Source organism: Citrobacter sp. Marseille-Q5395, assembly GCF_947057495.1.
Taxonomy (GTDB): Bacteria; Pseudomonadota; Gammaproteobacteria; order Enterobacterales; family Enterobacteriaceae; genus Citrobacter; species Citrobacter murliniae.
In genome coordinates, this window is record NZ_CAMSEL010000024.1 from 1 (window position 1) to 24,153 (window position 24,153).

Sequence of the window (24,153 nt, forward strand, 5' to 3'; positions counted from 1 at the left end):
CTGCAGCAACCCTTAGCGCCCTGAGCTTTGCCTCGTGGGCAGATACCCTGACCGTTGGCGCGTCTAACGTGCCGCATGCTGAAATTCTTGAGCAGGCGAAGCCTATTCTGGCGAAGCAGGGGATCGAACTGGAGATTAAACCGTTCCAGGATTACATTTTGCCGAACACCGCGCTTGCTGGCCGTGAGATTGATGCTAACTACTTCCAGCATATTCCGTATCTGAATAGTGTATTGAAGGATCATGCAGGCGATAAAACTTATGATTTCGTCAGCGCCGGAGCGATTCACATTGAGCCAATCGGTATTTACTCCAAAAAGGTGAAATCGCTCAAGGACCTGCCGGAAGGTGGCAAGGTCATCATGCGTGACGCAGTTTCTGAAGAAGGTCGTATTCTGTCGATTTTCGAAAAAGAGGGCGTGATTAAACTTAAGCCCGGGGTGGATAAAGTCACTGCACGCATCAGCGACATTGTTGATAATCCGAAAAAGCTGAAGTTCCTGCCTAACGTGGAAGCGGCACTGTTACCGCAGATGTATAACAATGACGAGGGCGACGCGGTCGTTATTAACGCTAACTACGCTATCGACGCCGGTCTGGATCCGGTTAAAGATCCGATTGCCGTTGAAAGCGGTGAAAATAACCCGTATGCCAACATTATTACCGTGCATCGTGGCGACGAGAAGAAGAAGGATATCGTGGCATTGGTAGATGCGCTGCATTCTAAAGAGATCCAGGACTGGATCCGCACCAAATATAAAGGTGCGGTGATCCCGGTAAATAACTAATCCAGACTGTGCCGGATGGTTTAGCCACCATCCGGCACACGGATCACACCCGTTCGATTTTCGCCGGAAGCCCCTGACGTACCGAGGCGCCAGAAACCCAGTCCAGCCAGGTATTGGCGACCTGACGTGTCGGATCGGCAAAGCCGAGATCGTTAATATTGATTCCTGATTTTATCTGGGTGTCAGACGCCATCAGCTCGCCATCAAGCGTATGCTGCGCCGCGCCCATTTCTCTGTGTCCGTAACCATGCTCAATCGCGATCACTCCAGGCATTACGCCATTGAGCAGACTGATCTGCGCCTGTGCCTGACCGCCAGGGGTCGTAATACGAACTACATCGCCATGGGACACCCCAAAACGCCGACCATCTACCGGATTTAGCGCTACCAGATTCACCGGTTTAAGATGATGCAGGCGAGGGATCACCGCCGACGCGCTGGACATGGTATTGGATTTAAATGAAATCAGCTTCAACGGCCACTCCCGTTCAGGGAATAATTCATCAATGGAACGACCGTCACTGAGGCGCGCAGGATACCAGGCCGGACATCCGCTATAGCGTTCACCGGTAATCGCATGACGGTGCGCGGCAACGTCCGCATTCCAGATTTGCAGTGGTTTCTCCCACGCATTACCGATGCGGTTTTCCACCCGACCACTCTTGTCCGGAGCAAAGCGACCACCGCGCGAATAGACAAACGCGACACGGCTTATTTCATCGGCTTTCAGCGTTTGCGTTATTACAGGGAGGATCCGCGTCACGCCAGTTAGCGAGATATCGTCAGGTGTGGCTTCAGCGACAGGCGCTTTTCCCATAAACGCAATGTTTGCGGCGACCCTGAGGTAGTAATCTTCTGCGCGGTTAAGTGGGTAGTGGTTACCTTGCGGATCGGTGATCGCGTTGTCACCAAAGCCCGGCAGCCCGATGCGTTTGGCTACTGCAATGCAGAAAGACTCCATCGACGCTGGTTGACCGTCCTCGGTTTTACTGGTCGCTGATGCAACTACCGGCCAGCGCGCGGTTGTGGCTTTGCTGGCAACGCCAGCCCACGGTGCGCTGAATCCCCAGCTTTCGAAGTTGTGCGTATCCGGAACGATGTAATCCGCCAGTGCGGTTGTTTCGTTCATGAAGGCGTCAATTGCGATAAACAGCGGCAGACGAGCAGGATCTTTGAGTTTTTCTTCCGCTACGCCGCGCAACCCTGCCACACCGTAGAACGGGTTGGTCATGTTGGAGATCCACGCTTTCAGCGGGTAAGGGTAACCTTCGAGCGCCGAGGCGAGTAATTCGGTCAACTGACCTGCAACAAAAGGATACCATGGGGCTTTGGCCGGGAAGGGCGATTGCCCGGCGGCGACTTTATTACGGTACTCTTCAGAGGATTCATAGGCGGTTTTACTGCGTGCGATGCTCAGCCCTTTTGGCTTCACCTTTCCGGCGAAACTGTCCATATTGTAGCGAGGACCATCGGTCGCACCATTGAATTTGCCTCCACCAACAAACACGCCGCCTTCCAGGCTGAGGTTGCCAATCAGCGCATTCAGCATCATCACCGCCCAGGCATTATAAAATCCGTTGCCTGCCATCATCCCGCCGTGGGTGATCACTGCGGCTTTACGCCCGTGACGGGTGAATGCGTCGGCCAGGACGCTTATTTTCGCTTCCGCCACGCCGCACTGCTGGCTGTATTGCGCCATCGAGAGTTTTTCGGCGGACTCTTTCAGACACTGGAACCCGCTTTTTACCGTTACCGTTTGCCCATCAGTCAGCGTAACCTGGCGTGTCACAAACAGTTGTGCGCGTTGGCAGTCGCTGGCGGCTACACTCTCTCCAGCCTCGTTAACAACCACCGGTTCACTGGTCGCGCCTGCGTGCAAATGCGCAAGGGTTAAATGCTGTCCGGCAAGCGTTGGGATTTCATCTGTGATCACCAGATGCGTGGCATTGGTCCAGCTTTTTTCCCCGGCCTGTTGCATCGCTTGTACACCGGGAATGGAGAGGTAATCAGCGTTGTAGCGCTGGTTGTCGATTATCCAGCGGATCATCCCCATCGCCAGCGCGGAGTCGCTTCCCGGACGCACGGGTTGCCAGTGTCCACGATCATCAGCCAACACCGTGGTTAACGGTAGGGCGGGCGCAACCACTACATACTGAAAATCGTTGCGTAAACGGGCGCTGGCAAGCTGCCGGGCCTGGCGCTTAAACGGGTTGCCGGACTGTGCCGGAGAGGTGCCCATAAACAGCGCGAATTCGACATTGTCCCAGTCAGGTTTGACGTGGGTATTCTTATCCAGATCGCCCATTAACGCGCCAGATCCAGCCCGATATGCCAGCCCACAGTAAGCGCCGTGTGCGCCGAAGTTTTTACTGCCGAAACTGTTAAGGGCAAAGCGACGTAAAAACGTATCGCGCCCCTCATCGCTGGTATTGGTGACCAGTAACTGATTTGATTTCGGACCAAAGCCGGGATGACTGGCATCAATTGGTGTATTGGGATCGTGTATTGCCCGTAGACCGTCAACATGGCCCTCACCAAACAGATCGCCACCTTCCACGACCTCTTTGATCAACTGTTCGAAGCTAATGCGCTGCCATTTACCCTCGCCACGCTTACCAACGCGCTTCATCGGCTCCAGAATGCGAAGTGGACTGTACAGGCCTTCAAGTAAAGTTGCGCCACGAGCGCAGGCGGTTGAACGTGCGTCAAGACCGCTTTCACCCGCCAGTTGTTCCATAGCGGTGGCAAAGGGTACAGAAGAATCAATGTGGTGTTCGTGAGATAACGGATGATACGGGTTGCCCGCAATACGCAGCACTTTCCCTTTTTCGCTGTCGACGCGAACGCGTACACCGCATTGAGTCCAGCAACCGAAGCATTGCGTCATTGAGATCACCTGTTGCGGATTCTGCTGCCAGCGTGACCGGGCGTTGGCTTCGGGGATTAATGCGTTGCCAATGATTCGATCGCGGGTGATTTTTCCTGAAGATCCATCAAGTAAACCGTCAATTGCACGTTTTGCCACGTCCCGGTAACTCAGCCCAAAGGTTACCATCCCTCCAACGGTGAGACCGACTTTAAGCCACTGACGACGGGTTAAATTAGCCATGTTGCATTCTCCTTGCGATCGCATTCAGGACTTCACGAACAATAATGATAAGTGCTATCCACAGGCCAAAGGTGCCGAGTATGGCAAGCCAGCCATCCGTGCCGGCAGGCAGGGAGTATGGGTTAAACTGCGCGTTAAACTTGGGTATGGTTTGGACCTGAATCAGGAGTGTCCAGCGCATCAGCCAGCACAGCGCCATTGCACTTAAAGCCAGCAAAACGCGCAGCGGAAGTGACAAAGGATGACGCAACACCAGTCCACAAAAGCACAGAGAAACAACCCACAGCACCACCCAGCCGATGGCGTAATGGCGTGCTGAAGACGCAATATCCAGCCAGTAGCGGATAGCCGAACCTGAAAGCGTATTGCCGCTTACCCAGATAACCATCACCATCGCCAGCGCGATTAACGCCGCGCTTTGTCCCCATGCCAGCTTGCGCTGCAATGTGCCTTCACTTTTCGATGCGGCGATCAGCAGAGCTAAGAAGGTCTGTAGCGCACTCAGGAACATCGCGACCGGGAAGGCATAACTGAACCAGATGGGGCGCGCCTGAACCACCGATACTTCACGACCGGTGTACACCAACAACCCGATTGCAGAAAGCGCGCTGCCGATGGTTAACCATTTGGTGACACTGTAACTTTTGAGCGTAAACTGTTTGATGTGTTGTGCCAGAAACCATAGCCCAAGAAACCCGGTGAACAGTGGTAAAAATAGCGCCCCCCAGGGCATCCATGACCACGGCGTTGGGTAAGCGTAGAAATGCCAGACGCGGGCGGTTTGGTGTAAATCCGCTGTAAGCGCCAGTGGGGCGGTGATCGCACAGGTCAATGCGATAAGCAGAGTGAGGTTTTCTAACTCCGGCTGCTCTTTTTTTCGCCAGTAGAGAACGCAGGCGAAGAGCGCGGCGCAGGCGGCAATACCGATAAAAAAGAAGTATTGTACAGCCCACGGTAGCCAGCTTACGTCCTGTGGATGCGCCAGAACCTCTTCAATAACCAATGAGTGGGTCATTTAAACCTCCTGCCAGAGAGCGGGTTGAGCACGTCCCATCAACGGGGTAACAAAGGCTTCATCCAGTCCGAGATAGAACACGTGGGGCGAAGTGCCGCTTTCGGGTTTCAGGACTTTGATGGCGTCATGATGATCGTGCAGCATCTGCGAAATCCGACTGTGTGGATCTTTTAGATCGCCAATTATTCGCGCACCACCAACGCAGGACTCCACGCAGGCAGGGAGCAATCCGGCTTCCAGTCGGTGAACGCAAAAGGTGCACTTATCGGCGGTTTGGGTTTCATGGTTTATAAAGCGTGCATCGTAAGGACACGCCTGTACGCAGTAGGCGCAGCCTACACAGCGCGTGTTGTCGACCACCACAATGCCATCTTCACGTTGGAAGGTGGCCTGCACCGGACAAACGGGAACGCAGGGTGGATTATCACAATGGTTACACAGGCGCGGCAGCAGGACGTTGGTTAAGCTTTGCTGGCCTTCAAGTTGCACCTGATATTGGTTAACGTGGGTACGAAACTCCCCCTGAGGTGTCTGGTTTTCAATAGCACAACTGACGGTGCAGGCCTGACAGCCGATACACCGCCGCAGGTCAATCAGCATGCCGTAGCGGTGCTGAAGAGAGCCTTCATGCCGTTCAGGTGAGAAAGGGAATTGTGCCTGAGCCAGGGGAACCAGTGATGCGCCAGCGGTCAGGACACCCAGTTGCTGGAGAAACTGCCGTTTACTGCTGTCCATATTTTCTCCCGTCACGATGCAACAACGAAACATTGGTCACGCCGTTGGTTTGCGTATGATGAATAAAGAATGTTGATGATTTACAGTGTAAAAATCGCGGCGGGGGAAGCACTATTGTGGTTAACCACATACCCGGCTTGTTGTTGATCTAAAACAACATAATTGACAGGGATAATTGCGTGGGATGTAAAGTCGTACGACGCCTGGCGTTGTTGGTATCCGTATGGATATTTAGCAGTGTAACCTGGGCAGATACATGGAACATTGGCATTTTGGCGATGCGTGGTGAAGTATCTACACGAAACCACTGGCAACCGCTTGAAACCCTGTTGAATCAGCAAATCCCCGGTGAGCGCTTTCATATTCAACCTCTGGATTTGCATCAAATGCAGGATGCAGTCAATCGGGGAGACGTACAATTTGTGGTGACCAATCCGGCGCAATTCGTGCAGCTAAACAGCCGCTCTGCGCTACGCTGGCTGGCCTCTTTACGTTCCACACGCGGCGGGAAAGCGACGAGTAATGTGATAGGCAGTGCGATCCTCGTCAGACGTGACAGCGGGATAACTTCCCCACACGATCTGATAGGTAAAACAGTCGGCGCGATTGATGCTCAGGCGTTTGGTGGTTATTTACTGGGGTATAAGGCGCTCAGCGATGTCGGCCTGCGGCCTGAGCGCGATCTGCGTCTGAGATTCACTGGATTTCCCGCAGATGCCTTATTGTATTTATTACGCGAAAAAGCCGTTCAGGCGGCGATCGTACCCGTCTGTTTACTGGAAAAAATGGACGAAGAAGGGTTGATCCATAAAGCGGATTTTATCGCAGTGCTCAATTATCCCACCTCCATTCCCTGCTTATCCAGCACGCCGCTCTATCCTGACTGGTCATTTGCGGCACTGCCGGTGGTGAGTGATGAACTTGCCGATCGCGTCACACGGGTACTGTTTAACGCGCCGCAAAGTGCTACTTTTCGCTGGGGCGCGCCTGCGTCTACCCGTGAAGTTGAGGCATTGCTACGCGACGTTCGGCAGCATCCGCAGCAGCGGCATCTGTGGTTAGATGTTAAAAGTTGGTTTATTCAACACCGGCTGGCAATGGGGGCTGTGGTTGTCATGCTGTTGTTGCTCACGCTCAATTATATCTGGGTCATGCTGCTGGTCCGCAGGCGCGGACGAGAACTGGAACGCAACAATGTGCTGTTGCGCAAGCAGGAACAGGCACTGGAAACGGCCCGGCAAATGAGCGTCCTTGGAGAGATGACGTCCGGATTTGCCCATGAAATCAATCAACCTCTCTCGGCCATCCGTCATTATGCGCAAGGCTGCCTGATTCGCCTGCGCGGACAAGATCAACAGCATCCACTGTTGCCCGCACTTGAACAGATTGATGTCCAGGCGCAACGGGGAGCAGACACATTGCATAATCTTCGTTTGTGGGTCAGCCAGGCGCAGGGAAACCCGGTGATGGCTGATGACTGGAAGTCGATTAACGTACGTGACGCCATTCACCATGTATGGCAATTATTACGCATGGCGCAGCAGTTCCCGGCAGTGACGCTACAAACGAAGGCCAGTCATGCGTTAATGGTGACACTACCGTCCGTTTTGCTCGAGCAGGTGTTGGCGAATCTGGTGCTGAATGCGGCCCAGGCAGGGGCCAAAACGGTGTGGTTTACGGCCCAGGATGAGGATATGGGGATCAGCATCATGGTGCAGGATAACGGCGGAGGTATTGATGAAGCTCAGCTCTATCAGGCTTTTCAGCCCTTCATGACCACCCGCAAGGAAGGTATGGGGCTGGGACTGGCAATTTGCCAGCGACTGGTTCGTTACGCAGGCGGTGAGATTACGATTAAAAACCAGACAGCCCCTGACGGGCAGGCGGGTGTCAGGGTGACATTATATTTTAAGCAGACACAGGAAGGAGGGCGCTGTGGCGACAATTCATTTGCTGGATGACGACGTTGCCGTCACCCAGGCCTGCGCATTTTTACTGGAAAGTTTGGGATATGACGTTCGATGCTGGGAGCAAGGCGAAACGTTCCTGGCTCAGGCCTGTCTGCATCAACCTGGCGTATTGTTGCTGGATATGCGTATGCCGGTACTGGACGGGCAAGGTGTACATGAGGAGATGCTGCGACGCGGAAGTACGCTGGCAGTTGTGTTTCTCACCGGGCATGGAGACGTACCAATGGCGGTTGAGCAAATGAAGCGCGGAGCGGTCGATTTTTTGCAAAAGCCGGTTTCAGCCGAACCGCTGCAGGTCGCGCTGGAGCGCGCACTGGAGGTATCCGCAGCGGCTTGCTCGCGACAAGAGATCGTCAACTGCTATCAACAACTCACTCCCAAGGAACGTGAACTGGCGACGCTGGTGGCGACAGGGTTGATGAACCGGGAAATCGCTGACGCCATGAACATCGCCGTGCGTACGGTTGAGGTCCACCGGGCAAGGGTGATGGAAAAAATGCAGGCCGGGAGCCTTGCAGAGTTGGTTAACCGACTGCAACGGGTGCTGTAGATTTATGACATTTCATTGATTTTCATTGATTTTTGTCTAACGGGGCAGAGTGATATATGCTGTTGGTTTGAGTCAATGACGAGCAGGCAAATATGGGAAATCAGACTAAAGACGACGAGCTGTACCGTGAGATGTGCAGAGTAGTCGGGAAAGTAGTGCTGGAAATGCGCGATCTGGGGCAAGAGCCTAAGCATATCGTCATTGCTGGGGTGCTGAGAACGACTCTCGCCAATCAGCGTGTAAAGCGCAGTGAGTTAGAGAGACAGGCCATTGAGACCGTGATTAAAGCACTGGCGGGTTAAAGCAGAAAAGAGGGCGGCGGAAATAATCTGCCGCCCTCTTATTTTAATCACAATAATCTTCCAGTTAATATAATTTAGCTTTGTCACTAATATTGTCAATGTCGTTATATATTTAATTACATATCGAATTGTATATTGCACTGTATTTTGAAGCATAGTCACAAATATTTGTTGCGCATATAAAATACTATTTCAAATTTCCTTAATGATAATAAATATCACTCCACATTAATTATTTTTCTTCCGTTTTTTAATTGATAACGATCAAAGTTATAGGGGGAGAATAACCACATTATTCATATGCCTAACCCTAAAGGATTAGATTCATTCAGTTTAACCGCCGTCATTTATGCGATCAGGTTAGGGCAAATAATCACGTGTTGTTGGCAACATGAGTGGCCCGAAATGGCCTGACCTGCGCTCATTAATATTAGCCTGGAAGTGTTGCTGCTACAGCGTTTGCGAAGAGGATGCGAAATAAATGAACCAGGTTGATCGTCCATTTTTAGATTGTGGTTTAACGCGGCTTGAATTTCTGCGCATATCCGGGAAGGGGCTGGCGGGATTAACCATTGCACCCGCGCTGCTATCGCTTTTTGGCTGTAAACAGGAAGATGTGGATAGCGGCACTGTGGGGCTCATCAACACCCCAAAAGGGGTGCTGGTGACTCAGCGAGCTCGTTGCACCGGATGCCACCGCTGCGAAATTTCTTGTACAAATTATAACGATGGCGCTGTGGGTACCTTCTTTTCCCGCATTAAAATTCATCGAAACTTCTTTTTTGGCGACGATGGCGTAGGCTCCGGTGGTGGCTTGTATGGCGATTTAAACTATACCGCCGACACCTGTCGTCAGTGTAAAGACCCGCAATGTATGAAAGTCTGCCCGATTGGCGCAATTACCTGGAAACAGGAAGATGGCTGTATTGCGGTAGATCATAAACGCTGTATTGGTTGTAGCGCCTGTACCACGGCTTGCCCTTGGATGATGGCAACCGTAAATACCGAAACGAAGAAATCCTCAAAATGCGTTTTGTGTGGGGAATGCGCCAATGCTTGTCCGACTGGAGCATTAAAAATTATCGAGTGGAAAGATATTACTGTTTGATTGATAGCAGGGATGTCTGATACGCGTCACTAATTGCCAAAAATATCGCAGTTTTGAATGAAAAAGCTGCCTGCAAAGTGACGGGTATATCTATCGAACCTTCTTGCAAAGGAATATATGATGGCTAATGGTTGGACGGGTAATATTTTACGGGTCAATCTCACTACGGGTAATATCACCGTTGAAGATTCCAGTAAATTTAAAAAATTTGTCGGTGGGATGGGCTTTGGTTATAAAATCATGTACGACGAGGTCCCGCCAGGTACCAAACCTTTTGATGAAGGTAATAAACTGGTTTTTGCCACCGGACCACTAACTGGTTCTGGTGCGCCTTGTAGTTCCCGCGTCAATATCACCTCCTTATCGACCTTCACAAAAGGTAATTTAGTGGTTGATGCCCATATGGGCGGATTCTTCGCTGCGCAAATGAAATTTGCCGGCTATGACGCCATTATTATTGAAGGAAAGTCGCCATCACCTGTCTGGATCAATATTAAAGATGACAAGGTGAGCATCGAAAAAGCCGATTTTCTGTGGGGCAAGGGCACGCGTGCAACGACCGAAGAAATCTGTCGCGTAACCAGCCCGGAAACCTGCGTCACCGCTATCGGCCAGGCGGGTGAGAACCTGGTTCCGCTCTCCTGCATGATCAACAGCCGTAACCATAGTGGTGGTGCCGGAACTGGTGCAGTGATGGGGTCGAAGAACCTGAAGGCTATTGCGGTCGAAGGGACAAAAGGAGTCAACATTGCCGATCGCAAAGAGATGAAGCGGCTGAATGACTATATGATGACCGAGCTTATCGGTGCTAACAATAACCACGTTGTGCCGAGTACCCCGCAGGCATGGGCAGAATACTCCTCACCAAACTCACGCTGGACGGCGCGTAAAGGACTGTTCTGGGGCGCAGCGGAAGGTGGACCTATCGAAACGGGTGAAATTCCCCCTGGCAACCAGAATACCGTTGGCTTCCGTACCTATAAATCCGTATTCGATCTCGGCCCTGCGGCTGAAAAATACACGGTCAAAATGAGCGGGTGCCATTCATGCCCAATTCGCTGTATGTCTCAGCTCAATGTCCCGCGAGTTAAAGACTTTGGCGTACCGAGTACCGGCGGTAACACCTGTGTGGCGAACTTTGTGCACACCACCATTTTCCCGAACGGCCCTAAAGACTTTGACGATAAAGACGATGGACGTGTGGTGGGGAATCTGATTGGCCTGAACCTGTTTGACGATTACGGCATTTGGTGTAACTACGGACAACTGCATCGCGACTTTACGTACTGCTACTCCAAAGGCGTCTTTAAGCGCGTACTCCCGGCTGAAGAGTATGCGGAGATCCGCTGGGATCAGCTGGAAGCGGGCGATCCTAACTTTATTAAAGATTTCTATTACCGCCTGGCGCATCGCGTCGGTGAACTCAGCCACCTCGCAGATGGCTCTTACGCCATTGCTGAACGCTGGAATTTGGGTGAAGAGTACTGGGGATATGCCAAAAACAAACTGTGGTCGCCGTTTGGCTTTCCTGTTCACCATGCCAACGAAGCCTCGGCACAGGTGGGGGCGATTACCAACTGTATGTTTAACCGCGACTGTATGGCGCACACCCATATCAACTTCATTGGTTCTGGTTTACCACTGAAATTACAACGGGAAGTGGCGGGCGAACTGTTCGGTTCGCAAGATGCCTACGACGAAACCAAAAACTACACCCCCATCAATGCGGCCAAAATCAAATATGCCAAATGGACGCTGCTTAAGGTCTGCTTGCATAACGCCGTGACGCTGTGCAACTGGGTCTGGCCAATGACGGTTTCACCTCTGAAAAGTCGAAACTATCGTGGGGATCTGGATCTGGAGGCGAAGTTCTTCCAGGCCGTAACTGGTGATGAAACGACGCAGGCGAGTCTGGATTTAGCTGCGGAGCGTATCTTTACCCTGCATCGTGCTTATACGGTAAAACTGATGCAAACCAAAGATATGCGCAATGAACACGATCTCATCTGCTCCTGGGTATTCGATAAAGATCCTAAGATTCCGGTCTTCACAGAAGGGACGGACAAGATGGACAGAGAGGATATGCGCCAGTCACTTACGATGTTCTATCAGGAAATGGGCTGGGATCCGGAACTGGGATGCCCAACTCGCGAAACCCTGAATCGACTCGGTCTTGAAGATGTGGCAGCCGATCTGGCTGCGCAGGATCTGCTGCCGGCGTAAGGAACGTGAGATGACTAACGTGAGCAACGTTCTGGTGCCTGTTGAGGAAGCGTCTGGTGCGCTTCCTGACGAGGTCGACAGCCAAAAGAGACAGTGGCTGCATGCGTTACATCAGCCTGTAGAACACAGGAATGCGCCGCAGATCCTGGAGCCCGCTACCCCGGAGTCAATTGTGGCGGATTTTATTCGCCAGCACTCCGCTGCGGGTCAACTGGTGGCTCGCAATCTCTTTTTGCTGCCGCCTTACTCGGTTCCAGAAACCGACCTGGCGGCGCTTCTGGACACGATGCGTCAGCATGAGTCCGGGGCGGATATTGCCAGTGTGCAGGGGGCTGAAGATACGTATTTCTACTCGACGCAAACCATGGCAGAAAACTACGCCAGCATGTGTGTGCAGGTGGTTGAAAACGATATCTGCCGCGCGATTGCTGAAGCGGTACGTTTTGACTGTAGAACGTATCCTCGCCCTTATAAGGTCGCCATGCTGGAACAGCCACCTTATCACTTCGAGCCTCAGCAGGTCGCCGCAGCGCTCACGGCAATGGAAACGCATCCTGATTACGCAGACATACGCACTGTGGAATCGTCGAATGCGGAACCTTACCTGTTCAGCGAGCGCTTTATGAGTTACGGCAAAGCGTACGGCTTGTGCGAATGGCTTGAAGTTGAGCAGTATCAGAACCCCTGAATTCTTCAGGTTGATGTCATGGAATGTGTGGACGATCAATGTCACAGTATTAGAGGATAACCCGATGTCCTTCACCCGACGAAAATTTGTCATTGGCATGGGGACGGTGATTTTTTTCACCGGCCCAGGTCAAAACCTGTTAGCGAGTACCAAGGCAACCAAAGATGTTCGTTACGTTATGATCCATGATGAATCATTGTGCAACGGATGTAATATTTGCGCTCGTGCGTGCAGGAAAACGAATCATGTTCCCGCTCAGGGGAGCCGTTTATCGATAGCCCATATTCCGGTATCGGATAACGACAACGAAACGCTGTATCACTACTTCCGCCAGTCCTGTCAGCACTGTGACGATGCGCCGTGCATTGAGGTATGTCCGACCGGGGCTTCCTGGCGTGATGAGAATGGGATTGTGCGTGTAGACGCTTCTCGCTGCATTGGATGTAGCTACTGTATTGGTGCGTGTCCGTACCAGGTGCGTTATCTCAACCCGCAGACCAAAGTGGTGGATAAATGCGACTTCTGCGCCGAATCTCGTCTGGCGAAAGGTTTCCCTCCGATCTGTGTTAACTCTTGTCCGGAGCATGCGCTGATCTTTGGTCGCGAAGACAGTCCGGAAATTCAGACATGGTTACGGGAAAACAAGTATTACGAATATCAACTTTCAGGCGCCGGGAAACCCCATCTGTATCGTCGGTTCGGTCAACATTTGATTAAGAAGGAAAATGTATGAACGCGTCGCAGAATGCTGAGCAGTTTCACGCACAACTAGCGCAGTATGTCCCCATGTTTTCGCCGGACTACTGGCCTGTCTGGTTGGTGATCGCGGGATTAATGCTGGTGGGGATGTGGCTGGTACTTGCGCTACACGCCATGCTGCGCTTCCGTTCAGCCAATAAAGCATCAGCCGGGCATGGCGAAAAGGTGTATTTATACTCGAAGGCCGTCAGGTTGTGGCACTGGTCGAATGCGCTGTTATTTCTGCTGCTGCTTGTCAGCGGTCTGGTGAACCATTTCTCTGCGGTCAGCGCATCGGTGATGAAAAGCTTACTGACCGTACATGAAGTTTGCGGCTTTTTGCTGCTCGCGTGCTGGATTGGTTTTGTGCTGATCAACCTGATAGGGGGGAACGGACATCATTATATTATCAAACGTCAGGGCTGGGTCGGAAGGGCGCTAAGACAGACGCGGTTTTATCTGTTTGGCATTATGCAAGGTGAGTCACACCCGTTTCCTGCATCTACGCGTTCAAAATTCAATCCATTACAACAGGCTGCTTATGTCGGCGTGATGTATGGCTTGTTGCCGCTGTTGCTGATATCGGGTCTGTTATCGCTCTACCCACAGGTGGTGGGCGATGTATTCCCTGGCGTGCGTTACTGGTTGCTACAGGCACACTTTGCCCTGGCGATTGTCAGTCTGTTTTTTATTTTTGGACATCTTTATCTCTGTACCACGGGGCGCACACCGGGCGAAACCTTCAAATGTATGGTCGATGGCTATCACCGGCATTAAGAGATGATGATTACTCGCAGTGACTTACGGGCCTGGCGCGTTGGGTCCGTAATGTATCGTTGGTTTTTACGCGCTTTTCCTGAGGGGGGGAGCTATGCAGATGTGCATCGCGCTCTCCTGCGGGAGGGGTATATTGATTGGGCAAACAGCCTTGTAGAGTACGCCTGGTCAAAATGGCTCGGTGAGGAGAGTTTTGTTCAGCAGGATATTTGCGCCATGGAGAGTATTGCTGGTGCGCAAACAGCAGGTGAAAACGGCAGGCAACTGGCGAGTGCCGTGGATAGCACCAACTTTAGCTGTGCGGGCGATAACGTCAAAATCGCCAGTGCCGGATATGCCGCGCAGATTGCCAGTGCCGGACACAGCGCACGTATTGGCAGCGTCGGATATAACGCGCACATCGGTAGCTCCGGGGATCGTGCCAGGGTAGCAATCGCGGGAAATTCCTCACGTATCAGCAGTGTCGGTGATGGCACGCGCATCGCAAGTACCGGCATGCGTGTACGTATCAGTTCTCTGGGTGACAGAAGTCGTATTGCCAGTAGCGGCGATTTGACGCAGATCGCCAGTTTTGGCGCAGAGTCGAAAATCGTAAATTGCGCTGACAACATCCATATTAATGCCTGCGGCGAAAATGCTGTTATTGCCAGCACCGGTGTTGTCGATTCGATCATTCTCGGCCCTGGCGGATGCGCGGCGTTAGCCTATCATGACGGCGAAAGAATGCGCTTTGCGGTTGCCATTGAGGGGGAAAACAATATCCGGGCGGGCGTGAAATACAGGCTCAACGAAGATCACCAGTTTGTAGCTTGTTGAGCCGTAGGATTATCTCAAGGCAAACCGACGCCGGGTAATTTTCTCCAGCCCAAAACACAACAGATAATAGACCAGCCCGGTGAAGATAAAAATCGCTGCCGGGTAAATTTGCACCCGACTGTTAACCTGACCGGCTACCGTTGTCAGTTCAGGAACGTTAACGATAAACGCCAGCGACGTATCCTTCAGCAAGCCAATAAATATCCCTGTTAGTGAAGGCAGAATGTTCCGCAGAACCTGCGGCAACATGATGAGCCATAATGCCTGAAACGGGCGAAAGCCCTGAACCACCGCTGCATCATATTGCCCTGCAGGGAGTGCATTTATCCCGGCATAAACTGAGTGCATCACTGAGGCTGCGGTAAACCAGGCCAGAGCCAGCGTGACGGTAACAGCACCAGGAAGATCGCTTCCGCTCAGCATTGGCAGCAGATACCACATCCAGAAGATCACAAAGATCAACGGAATACCGCGAATGAACTCCGCCCAGATAAACAGTCCTTTGCGAACCACTCCCGGAAAACGCCAGGCACAGCAGGCCAGTATTATTCCCGCAGGAAGGGCCAGAATTGCCGCGCCAATTGCCATCAATAGTGTAAGCAGAACGCCACCCGGTTGACCGTCCGCTATGCGTCCCCACAGGAGATAGTCCAGATTGTCGGTAATGACCGAAATATTAGCGATCATGCTGTGGACTCCTGAGACTGAATACGCGCGTTTTTCTGGCAAATGCCCTGGCTGACACAGGGGCCGGGCCAAGACGCGTTAACAACATACCCAACGCAATGCCGGTCAGCAGATAGAGCGCGGTACCGACGGCAAATGCTTCCAGCGCGTGCGCGTTATAGCTTTCAACTTGTCGCACCTGGTAGGTCAGCTCGGCAAAACCGATACCACTGGCTAGCGAAGAGAGCTTCATCAGGTTGAGATATTGCCCAACGATCGGTTGCCAGGCGTTCACCAGCCCCTGAGGAAGCAATATGTGACGCAAAGTGGCCCATGATGAAAAGCCCTGCGCAATGGCGGCCTCTCGCTGCCCGTCAGACACGGCCTGTAAACCTGATGCGATTTCCTCAACCAGAAAGGCAGAAGTAAAGACCCCCAGGCCCCAGGCAGAGCAGATAAATTCGGGTGTTAGCCACCAGACGTCTCCTGGCAGAATGGACCAGCCATGCTCTGCATTGACGAACGTAATAACCCCCCTGGGTAGCAGATTCCATGCGGCGAAATACCAGAACATCAGTTGCACAAGTAACGGTGTATTGCGAAAAACTGAGACCCATACGTTAACCACACCGATGCCAAAGCGGTTGCCCGTAAGACGCAGGCTGATCAACAAAATAGCCAGCAGTGTGGCGAGTACAATACCTGCCACCGTGACCCATAGCGTGGTCAGAAAACCTGAAATTATCCATTGCAGAGGTTGCCCGCTCAGCACTCCCTGCCAGTCCATTGTATGCATTATAACGGTGACTCCTGGTGTAACGGGTCGAGCACTTTTTTCAGGAAACGCTGGGTTCTGGGGTGTTGTGGACGGGTGAAAAAATCTTCTGGCGGTGCCACTTCCAGAATATCGCCGCCATCAATAAAGACCACCCGGTCAGCAATCTCTCTGGCGAAATGCATTTCATGGGTAACGACGATCATGGTGATACCGCTGTGTGCTAGATTTTTCATCACCTGTAATACTTCTCCGATCATCTCAGGATCCAGCGCAGAGGTGGGTTCATCAAAAAGGATAATTTGTGGTGAGGAGGCCAGAGCGCGGGCGATAGCAACACGTTGCTGCTGCCCGCCGGAAAGCTGGGCGGCATACGCATCAGCTTTCTCTCTCAGCCCGACCTGATCCAGCAGTTCAAGCGCGCGATGTTCTGCGTCCGCTTTGTTCCATCCGTGAACATATTCCAGTGCCAGCGTGATGTTTTGCTGTGCCGTCAGATGGGTATACAGATTGAATTGCTGGAACACGAAACCAATACGACTGCGTAACTGACGTAATGCCGCACCGCGAAGCTGACCAATCGGTTTGCTATCAATGTAGATATCGCCGCCGCTCAGTGACTCAAGCTGATTAATCAGGCGAATCAGCGTGGATTTGCCTGATCCTGAGGGGCCAAGGATGGTGACCACTTCACCGGGCTCAACGGACAGACTGACACCGTTCAAAACGGTGTGCGCGTCATATTGTTTAACGACATTGCGCAGTTCAACGCGAGCCTGGCGCAAATGTGTAAAATCCGCAGCGGGAGCTGCGGAACGAGGAAACAGACCTGAGAGCATATTACTTCGCTTCTATTTTAAAGGCGCGCGGCTGTGGGTTTTTGGTTTCAGGGCCAAACCAGACGTCATAGATTTTGGCTGCCTGACCCTCAGATTCGAGCTTCAGTAGCTCATCATTTACCGCTTTTAACAGCGCTGATTCGCCTTTTTTCACCCCAACGCCGATCTCTTCTTTGCTCAGCAGGTCGGGCAGGATTTTGAAATCCGCTTTATCCGGCGCGCCGCTCAATAAACCCGCCAGAATAGTGCTGTCCTGCGTGATTGCCTGGACATTACCGTTACGCAGTGCAGTTAATGCCAGCGGAATATCGTCATAGGCCAGCACCCGCGACTGCGGGAATCGCTGATGCAACGCCTGCTCACCCGTGGTGCCTTTCACCGCACCAATTCTGGCACGGCTGTAATCATCAAGTTTGTCCGGAGACTTTGCCGGAACGAGAAATTGCTGGCCGGTGACAAAGTAGGGGACGGAGAAATCGATAACCTGTGCCCGTTCAGGGGTAATCGTGATATCCGCCACGATTAAATCCGCCTTCCCGGATTGCAATAGCGGGATACGGTTTGCCGGATTGGTCGCTACCAGTTCAAGTTTAACGCCGAGGGATTTGGCCAGCGCTTCGGCAAAATCAACGTCGTATCCGACAATTTTGTGACTTTTCGCATCGACTGAGCCAAACGGCGGGTTAGCGTCGAATGTCGCGACTTTTACCACACCTGCGGCTTTAATATCTGCCAACTGGTCGGCCTGAGCCTGCGTGGCGGTAACACCCGATGCCAGCAGTACGCTGAGAGCCAGCAGAGTTTTTTTAGCGCTGTGAATTTTCGTTGCCATCATTTTATGAAATCCCTGTAGTTATTGGTTTGTGCTTTTTACGCTCCCATAACTTAGGGTTGTCACCAAATATGAAAAAATTCTTATCTATATACAAAAAGATATTAGTGACGGGGGTGTTAATAACGGGTAAATGCAATGAGCGAGTGAAATGCAAAATTGTGCAAAACCTTGGCAATAATTCGCATTTCATTTTTAGGCGAGAGTGCGCTGGAATAAAACGCATCCGACATACAGAGGAGGCGGAGAAGATGAAAGGGCTGAAACAGCTTTGGCTGAACGTAATAAAACGGCGTCCACTGACCCCACAATATGGTGCAGAGTCTAATCTTCAGCGTGTTGTGGAGTCTGTTCTTCCTGTCGCCAGCCTGTATGGGGTGGATATCGCCAATATTGATCCGGAGTGGTTCCGTGATAAAACAACACGCTGAACTTCGCCTGACGCGCGAGATGTACTGGAATGAGGTGTGCAACGTCGCTGCCGGATGGCAATTCAGATCGTAACAGCACACTGCAGTATTCACGCAACGGGTTGAAACATTGTGCCATTTGATTTGGCGCGGGCAGGATGAACCGAATATAAAAAAACCGGCATTACGCCGGTTCAGAGATTAGATCTTGCAGGCGTCGCCGCAGTCATTATCAGCAATAATTTCCTGCGCTTTTTTGTCAGCATCTTCCAGACGTTCAGCATTACGCTCTTGCGCTTCTTCCAGTCCATCAAAGACCAGATTATCGAGATCAATTTCCATCATTCACCTGTTCAGGTTCGGCGTTAAACATCGCCCTATTATATTGCAAATATGTTGCTTAACAGCAGCGATTCTTGCGTTTTTTCAGTTCAGATGCCGTTTAACGGTGCGCTGTGTCTTCTCTCATTAGTGGAAATCATACGATTTTATTTAACAAATATGTGACAAAATCACTATACATATAACTTAATATCTTTTATACATTAATCGTTCACCCCTGCGACTATTCCACAAAAGAGAAAGATATATGGAACAGACACCTGATAAGAAAAACGATAGTTTTCATAAAGATGGCAAAGAACAGTTCAACCGGTCGATCGGACTTATCTCTAACTTTGCGTTGGGTTTTACCTACCTGTCGCCACTTACTGCTGTTTATTCTCTGTTTGCTCTGGCAGTGACTCTGGCTGGGCCACCCGCGGTATGGTGGATTTTGATCGTCGCGTGCGGGCAGCTTCTGGTGGCATTGGTATTTGGTGAAGTGGCATCCCAGTATCCTATTACCGGTGGACTGTATCCCTGGGCCAGAAGGTTATGGGGGAAAAAGTATGCATGGATCGCGGCGTGGATTTACCTTTGGGCGTTGGTTGTCACCATAACGTCAATCGCTGAATACACTTCGACTTTTGTAGAGTCTCTGTTCCACTATGGTCAAACGCCCGCCACTATGCTGCTGACATCTGTCGTGCTGCTGTTTTTGATGATGGCGGTGAATATGTCCGGGACGAAGAATCTTGCCCGCGTCGCCAAAATTGGTTTCTGGTGTGAAATTGTCAGCGTTATTGCGCTGGGAATATATCTGCTGATCTTTCATCGCTCACAACCGTTCTCGGTCATCTTTGATTCGATGGGCGTACTTGCTCAGGACGGAAGTTATTCCACCGCATTTATGTCAGCCGCGCTGATGGGCTTGTTTATGTTCTTTGGCTTCGAGGCATGCGGTAACGTCGCGGAGGAGGTGAAGAACCCAAGCAAAAAAATCCCGGTAGCTATGATTTTGAGCATCGTGTTTGGCGCGATCTCCGCCATCATCTCTGTGATGGGCTATCTGCTTGCTTCACCAAACCTGGTCAGCATTGTTAACGGTAAAACGGCCGATCCGATCCCGGCTATCCTTAATGAGGCTCTGGGGGAAACGGGCGCAACAATCTTTATTGTCGTGGCGATTATAGCCATGTTGTCGTGCATTCTGTCCCTTCAGGCTGCGCTGAGCCGCCTCATCTTTTCCTTCTCCCGTGACAAAATGCTACCGGGAAGCGAGTGGATGGCAAAAATTTCCAAAAATGGCGTACCGGATAATGCCATGGTTGTTAGCTGCTTACTGCCGGTGATCATTTGTATCTGGGTTTATTTTCAGCCGGATAATCTGTCGCGCATTACCGCGTTTGCCGTCATCGGTATTTACATTTCGTTCCAGATGGTGGTGCTGGCCGCGTTGCGTCAGCGTCTGAAGGGCTGGAAACCAGCGGGTGAGTGGACCATAGGTGGTTGGGGGACTCTCGTCAACGTGCTGGCGTTAGCCTATGGGCTGTGTGGTATCTGGCTGCTGGCGCAGCCTGCCGACAGCAGCGACTTCATTGATCGTTGGACGGTGTTGTTTGGTCTGGCGATTGTCGTGGGCTCAGGGCTGGTCTATATGTTCCTGACCCGTCCGTTCGGTCGCTCCGCTGCGCCTGAAAATGATGCTATTGCCTACGCAAACAAGCTAACTATGGGGCAGGACAACTGAAAACAAGGGCCTTCGGGCCCTTAGTTTTGATAGTGATAAAGGATAAAGTAGTCGCTCTGATAAACAAGGGTGGTGTTCGTCGGCGACAACAATTCACCTACGCGATAACGCGGCCAACTGGAGAAAATAATTCTGTTTTCCAGATTCGTCAGAATCACATAATCAGGCTGGGGGCAGGAAAGCAATTCGGCTTCAATCTGGCTGACCAGCAGATCGACGGCGGCGACACCAAGAAACTGATCATTGAAGTAGACGGGTACAGCTGACGTCAGTGTGTAAGAGATGTTGCAAATATAATCGACATACGGGCCGTGAATATAAGCTTCGCCGGCTGGTGGGGAGTGTTTAAACCACTCGAACGTTCTGAAATCCAGCCGCTGCTGTGTGGCCTGATCCAAATCCAGATTTGCCTGACTCAAACCATTATCTTTTTTATACCACCACTCCAGATGCCAGTACTCTCTCGTTGTCGGCGTGCTCTCAATATGGCTGGCGAATCCGGCACCGGAGCAATAGTGATTGTCATTGAGTGTACGTTTAATGTGCTGCTGAACGGTTGCTCTTACAGCAGGGTCGAGGACCACCTCCGCTGAGCCTTTTTGCACACCGGCAATAGCCTCATGGATACTCCTCGCCAGCGCAACGGTAGAATCTACGGTAGAAGCAGTAATATCATCAATTTTACGGATTAATGCGCTTAAGGATGTCGAAGAGGTCATTGTCTGTCCTGCCTTCACTGATTGTTAATTCGAATTATATTTCAGCTTTTTTTCTATAAGGTAATAGGTAAATGTGTCGATAATCTGCGTGGCGAACTGTACGGATTCCACCTCGTTATGGGCAGCCAGCGCGTCGGCCAGCGCCGAATAGAGCGCAATAATTTCTGCATGAATATTGCCAGAGCGATAAAGTATGGCAACCAGTGAGGCCCATTCAGCCTGTACCTGCAATTCCTGATTGGCCAGCCGCGCCGAATGGGAACTGGCTGCTATTGCCAGCAGGCAACGCATATCGGCCTGTGTCATTAATTCTGGCGAATCCGCTTTTCTTAACACCTCGACAAACTCGCGAAATTTAGAGATATCGGCACCGGTCATACGCCTGGAAGCGAGTCTTGCGCTGTGGCTAATAATAGCGCAATGCATTTCCCCTAAATCGGAAAGGTAATCTGTACTGATCGATTTGAACGGATGCAGGGCGCTATTTTTGCCGTCGATGTTTTCGCAAACAAAACTCCCGCCATTGCGACCACGAATCGTATGGATAAGATTATTAGCCCGAAGCGTGTTTAGTGCTTCTCTGATTGTGATATGTGAGACACCCATCATCTTTGCCAGATCGGTTTCGTTTGGGAGCTGCTCTTTTGGCTCCAGTAATCCCGTAATAATGGCGTTCGAAAGGCGCTGCACTATCTGGTCAGAACGACTGACCTGCCCGATAGGCGCAAATATGACCGCATGAGTAATCATAATCTTTTCTGCACTCAATTCCCTGAAACAACGACCATTTCTAACACAAGCCCGTCAGGCAAGGAAGGTCAGAATGGTCGCGTTATTTTACATGCCCGCGCGTGATGCCATTGCACAGACGGATGTGTGTTCCGATAGCGTCAACTGATGATGAATTGCCTCTCACTTGTAAATGTAAAATATAAGTTAAAAATGCGAGGCTTATCATAGTGTCAATGTTGCGCATTTGAAAAAGTTTTACAATATATATATTACATAAGATTCTTTATGTATTAACTGGCAGGAGACACGCATGAAAACCCTGAAGCACTTTATTAACGGGCAATATGTCGCGGGTAGCACAGATGAAACCTTTGAACTGGTGAGTCCGGTTGATGGTGAAACGTACGCATTATCTCCCAACGGCAGTGCGGTTGAGGTGGATCTTGCTTACTCGGCGGCGGCAGCAGCGTTTAGTATCTGGAAAAAATCGACGCCCGCGCAACGGCAAAAAGCGCTTCTGGCGCTGGCTGATGAAATAGAACGAAACGTAGAACGTCTGGCGAGGGCGCAAAGCCAGGAAACTGGTCAACTGCTGCATTTTATTGAGAAAGAGGAAATAGCCGCTTCATGCGATGCAATTCGCTTTTTCGCCGGTGCAGCGCGCTGTCTTGAGGGAAAGGCCGCCGGAGAATATTCCACCGGTTTTACCTCTACTATTCGTCGTGAACCGCTGGGTATTGTCGGGCAAGTCACACCGTGGAATTACCCGTTTATGATGGCGGTGTGGAAGATTGCTCCGGCGCTGGCGGCGGGTAACACAGTAGTACTAAAACCGAGTGATACCACCCCGGTCAGCACGTTGTTGCTGGCGGAACTGGCTGCACCATTGTTCCCGAAAGGAGCATTTAACGTGGTATTGGGAAAAGCCAATACTGGTTCGCTGGTGGTTTCTAACCCAACGGCTTCACTGGTTTCTATTACCGGTTCCGTCCGTGCGGGTTTGCAGGTCGCGGCATCTGCGGCTGCAAACCTGACTAAAGCCCATCTGGAACTTGGCGGAAAAGCACCTGCCGTCGTTTTTGCCGATGCGAACATAGACAAGGCTATTGACGCGATCACCACGGCGGGCTTTTTCAATGCCGGTCAGGATTGCACGGCCGCCACGCGTATTCTGGTGGAACAGTCCATCTACCCTGCGTTTCTGGAAAAACTGATCCAAAAAACAAAGCAGATAAAATTTGGCCCTCCTGAAGACCAGGAGGCTCTGTATGGCGCGCTGAACAGCCGAAATCAGCTTGAGCAGGTAAAAGGCTTTATTGCACGTCTGCCAGCACATGCAAAAGTTGAAACGGGTGGAAGAGCAGGAGCAGGGCCGGGTTTCTACTTTGAACCGACCATCATCTCTGGCCTGCATCAGCATGATGAAGCCATCCAACACGAAGTGTTTGGTCCGGTGGTGGCCATTCAGCCGTTCTCAACTGACGAAGAGGCGCTGGACAAGGCCAATGATGTTGAATACGGCCTGGCTGCCAGCGTCTGGACCAGCAACCATGGTCGCGCGCAACGTTTCAGCATCGATCTTGATTTTGGCACGGTGTGGATTAACAGCCATATTCCGCTGTGTGCTGAAATGCCACACGGCGGCTTCAAAAAGTCGGGTTACGGAAAAGATCTCTCTTCTTATTCTCTCGATGAATATACCCGTGTGAAACATATCATGACCGATATTTCTGAATAGCAGGTAATGTGATGAAAACATTGAAAATAGCTGTGCTTTCACTGGTGATGTTCTCGGGCCTGAGCATGGCGGCAAGTACCTCGCTGAGTACTGTGAAAGAGTATATGGCGGCATGGAATGCGCACAATGCGCCACTTGCTGCACAGTACCTGGCAAATGACGTGGTTTATTACGATGCAGCGGCGGGTGAGCCGGTAAACGGCAGAGAAAACGCCGAGAAAGAGGTCATCGGGGCATTTATAAAAGCGGTTCCTGATTTAACCTGGAAAATGATTGGTAAGCCCGTTTATGACGAGGATACCGTCGCTTTCCGGTGGGAATTTTCAGGCAAAAACAGCGGTGAATGGGCCGGAAGTCCGGCAACAAATAATCCGATCAAATTTGAAGGTGTCAGCTATATTCATGTTAAAGCAGGAAAAATCACCTGGCAGGGTGATTATTATGATTCGAAAAAACTGGATGAAGAACTGAAGCCAGTGAAGTAGTCGATTGTCTCTCCCTCAAAAAAGAGGGGGAGACTCTGATTTTTTTAGGGCAGTGTGCAAGTGGCAA

The 24,153-nt window shown here is 51.3% G+C and carries 24 protein-coding genes; 14 read left to right on the forward strand and 10 right to left on the reverse strand.

Annotated elements, in window-relative coordinates:
* A partial coding sequence (locus OH663_RS22165) for a MetQ/NlpA family ABC transporter substrate-binding protein (protein ID WP_263525871.1) occupies positions 1 to 788 on the forward strand: 788 nt, incomplete at its 5' end.
* Positions 789 to 831: 43 nt separating this feature from the next.
* On the opposite strand, the gene ttrA is transcribed toward OH663_RS22165, so the two are convergent.
* From ttrA to ttrB, 3 genes are read right to left on the reverse strand one after another with little or no spacing between them, the layout of a single operon-like run.
* Complete coding sequence (gene ttrA / locus OH663_RS22170; protein WP_200011691.1) at positions 832 to 3,897, reverse strand: tetrathionate reductase subunit TtrA; 3,066 nt, start codon at positions 3,895 to 3,897, stop codon at positions 832 to 834.
* On the reverse strand, positions 3,890 to 4,912 hold the full coding sequence (gene ttrC, locus OH663_RS22175) for a tetrathionate reductase subunit TtrC (RefSeq protein WP_048221569.1): 1,023 nt from the start codon (positions 4,910 to 4,912) through the stop codon (positions 3,890 to 3,892). The genes ttrA and ttrC overlap by 8 nt, the downstream gene beginning before the upstream one ends.
* A complete protein-coding gene (ttrB, locus tag OH663_RS22180; protein WP_233633538.1) occupies positions 4,913 to 5,647 on the reverse strand; it encodes a tetrathionate reductase subunit TtrB in 735 nt (244 codons plus the stop codon).
* 179 nt (positions 5,648 to 5,826) lie between these two features.
* Between ttrB and ttrS the strand changes: the two genes are divergently transcribed.
* The 9 genes from ttrS (at position 5,827) to ydhT (ending at position 14,819) form a co-directional block, all read left to right on the forward strand.
* On the forward strand, positions 5,827 to 7,608 hold the full coding sequence (ttrS, locus tag OH663_RS22185) for a tetrathionate respiration histidine kinase TtrS (protein WP_200011693.1): 1,782 nt from the start codon (positions 5,827 to 5,829) through the stop codon (positions 7,606 to 7,608).
* Positions 7,583 to 8,167: a tetrathionate respiration response regulator TtrR gene (gene ttrR / locus OH663_RS22190; RefSeq protein WP_200011703.1), complete on the forward strand. Its 585-nt coding sequence runs from the start codon at positions 7,583 to 7,585 to the stop codon at positions 8,165 to 8,167. Before ttrS ends, ttrR begins: the two co-directional genes overlap by 26 nt.
* Before the next feature lie 92 nt (positions 8,168 to 8,259).
* The gene (fumD, locus tag OH663_RS22195) at positions 8,260 to 8,469 is read left to right on the forward strand and encodes a fumarate hydratase FumD (RefSeq protein ID WP_045442274.1); all 210 of its coding nucleotides are present in this window, start codon (positions 8,260 to 8,262) and stop codon (positions 8,467 to 8,469) included.
* 481 nt (positions 8,470 to 8,950) lie between these two features.
* Complete coding sequence (locus tag OH663_RS22200) at positions 8,951 to 9,577, forward strand: ferredoxin-like protein (protein ID WP_003029338.1); 627 nt, start codon at positions 8,951 to 8,953, stop codon at positions 9,575 to 9,577.
* 120 nt (positions 9,578 to 9,697) lie between these two features.
* Positions 9,698 to 11,800, forward strand: coding sequence for an aldehyde ferredoxin oxidoreductase (locus tag OH663_RS22205; RefSeq protein ID WP_048221565.1), 2,103 nt, complete (start codon positions 9,698 to 9,700; stop codon positions 11,798 to 11,800).
* Between the two features lie 10 nt (positions 11,801 to 11,810).
* Positions 11,811 to 12,488, forward strand: coding sequence for a YdhW family putative oxidoreductase system protein (locus tag OH663_RS22210; RefSeq protein WP_200011706.1), 678 nt, complete (start codon positions 11,811 to 11,813; stop codon positions 12,486 to 12,488).
* Between the two features lie 64 nt (positions 12,489 to 12,552).
* Positions 12,553 to 13,221 carry a 4Fe-4S dicluster domain-containing protein gene (locus OH663_RS22215; protein WP_200011708.1) on the forward strand — a complete coding sequence of 223 codons (669 nt, stop codon included), beginning with the start codon at positions 12,553 to 12,555 and terminating at the stop codon, positions 13,219 to 13,221.
* Positions 13,218 to 14,003 (forward strand): thiosulfate reductase cytochrome B subunit, encoded by a 786-nt coding sequence (gene phsC, locus OH663_RS22220; RefSeq protein WP_045442284.1) that lies wholly within the window; start codon positions 13,218 to 13,220, stop codon positions 14,001 to 14,003. Before OH663_RS22215 ends, phsC begins: the two co-directional genes overlap by 4 nt.
* A 3-nt stretch (positions 14,004 to 14,006) precedes the next feature.
* Positions 14,007 to 14,819, forward strand: coding sequence for a protein YdhT (ydhT, locus tag OH663_RS22225; protein ID WP_045442287.1), 813 nt, complete (start codon positions 14,007 to 14,009; stop codon positions 14,817 to 14,819).
* Between the two features lie 9 nt (positions 14,820 to 14,828).
* Here ydhT and OH663_RS22230 read toward each other — a convergent pair whose 3' ends face one another.
* From OH663_RS22230 to OH663_RS22245, 4 genes are read right to left on the reverse strand one after another with little or no spacing between them, the layout of a single operon-like run.
* On the reverse strand, positions 14,829 to 15,506 hold the full coding sequence (locus OH663_RS22230) for an amino acid ABC transporter permease (RefSeq protein WP_045442290.1): 678 nt from the start codon (positions 15,504 to 15,506) through the stop codon (positions 14,829 to 14,831).
* Positions 15,496 to 16,281: an amino acid ABC transporter permease gene (locus OH663_RS22235; protein WP_233617165.1), complete on the reverse strand. Its 786-nt coding sequence runs from the start codon at positions 16,279 to 16,281 to the stop codon at positions 15,496 to 15,498. The genes OH663_RS22230 and OH663_RS22235 overlap by 11 nt, the downstream gene beginning before the upstream one ends.
* Positions 16,281 to 17,099, reverse strand: coding sequence for an amino acid ABC transporter ATP-binding protein (locus OH663_RS22240; protein ID WP_045442296.1), 819 nt, complete (start codon positions 17,097 to 17,099; stop codon positions 16,281 to 16,283). The genes OH663_RS22235 and OH663_RS22240 overlap by 1 nt, the downstream gene beginning before the upstream one ends.
* 1 nt (position 17,100) lies before the next feature.
* The gene (locus OH663_RS22245; protein ID WP_048221560.1) at positions 17,101 to 17,934 is read right to left on the reverse strand and encodes an ABC transporter substrate-binding protein; all 834 of its coding nucleotides are present in this window, start codon (positions 17,932 to 17,934) and stop codon (positions 17,101 to 17,103) included.
* 248 nt (positions 17,935 to 18,182) lie between these two features.
* Between OH663_RS22245 and OH663_RS22250 the strand changes: the two genes are divergently transcribed.
* Positions 18,183 to 18,362 carry a hypothetical protein gene (locus tag OH663_RS22250; RefSeq protein ID WP_045442302.1) on the forward strand — a complete coding sequence of 60 codons (180 nt, stop codon included), beginning with the start codon at positions 18,183 to 18,185 and terminating at the stop codon, positions 18,360 to 18,362.
* A 180-nt stretch (positions 18,363 to 18,542) separates the two neighbouring features.
* On the opposite strand, the gene OH663_RS22255 is transcribed toward OH663_RS22250, so the two are convergent.
* Positions 18,543 to 18,683 carry a hypothetical protein gene (locus OH663_RS22255; RefSeq protein ID WP_003832695.1) on the reverse strand — a complete coding sequence of 47 codons (141 nt, stop codon included), beginning with the start codon at positions 18,681 to 18,683 and terminating at the stop codon, positions 18,543 to 18,545.
* Positions 18,684 to 18,930: 247 nt separating this feature from the next.
* On the opposite strand from OH663_RS22255, the gene OH663_RS22260 reads away from it, so the two are divergent.
* On the forward strand, positions 18,931 to 20,412 hold the full coding sequence (locus OH663_RS22260; protein WP_200011710.1) for an APC family permease: 1,482 nt from the start codon (positions 18,931 to 18,933) through the stop codon (positions 20,410 to 20,412).
* Positions 20,413 to 20,432: 20 nt separating this feature from the next.
* Here the strand turns inward: OH663_RS22260 and OH663_RS22265 are convergent, their stop codons facing one another.
* A complete protein-coding gene (locus OH663_RS22265) occupies positions 20,433 to 21,131 on the reverse strand; it encodes a cache domain-containing protein (RefSeq protein WP_045442326.1) in 699 nt (232 codons plus the stop codon).
* A 24-nt stretch (positions 21,132 to 21,155) separates the two neighbouring features.
* The gene (locus OH663_RS22270; RefSeq protein ID WP_200011713.1) at positions 21,156 to 21,881 is read right to left on the reverse strand and encodes a FadR/GntR family transcriptional regulator; all 726 of its coding nucleotides are present in this window, start codon (positions 21,879 to 21,881) and stop codon (positions 21,156 to 21,158) included.
* A 292-nt stretch (positions 21,882 to 22,173) separates the two neighbouring features.
* Between OH663_RS22270 and OH663_RS22275 the strand changes: the two genes are divergently transcribed.
* Together OH663_RS22275 and OH663_RS22280 are read left to right on the forward strand one after the other, a co-directional pair.
* Positions 22,174 to 23,601 carry a gamma-aminobutyraldehyde dehydrogenase gene (locus OH663_RS22275; RefSeq protein WP_045442330.1) on the forward strand — a complete coding sequence of 476 codons (1,428 nt, stop codon included), beginning with the start codon at positions 22,174 to 22,176 and terminating at the stop codon, positions 23,599 to 23,601.
* Positions 23,602 to 23,612: 11 nt separating this feature from the next.
* On the forward strand, positions 23,613 to 24,086 hold the full coding sequence (locus OH663_RS22280; protein ID WP_082138877.1) for an ester cyclase: 474 nt from the start codon (positions 23,613 to 23,615) through the stop codon (positions 24,084 to 24,086).
* Positions 24,087 to 24,153: the final 67 nt, after the last annotated feature.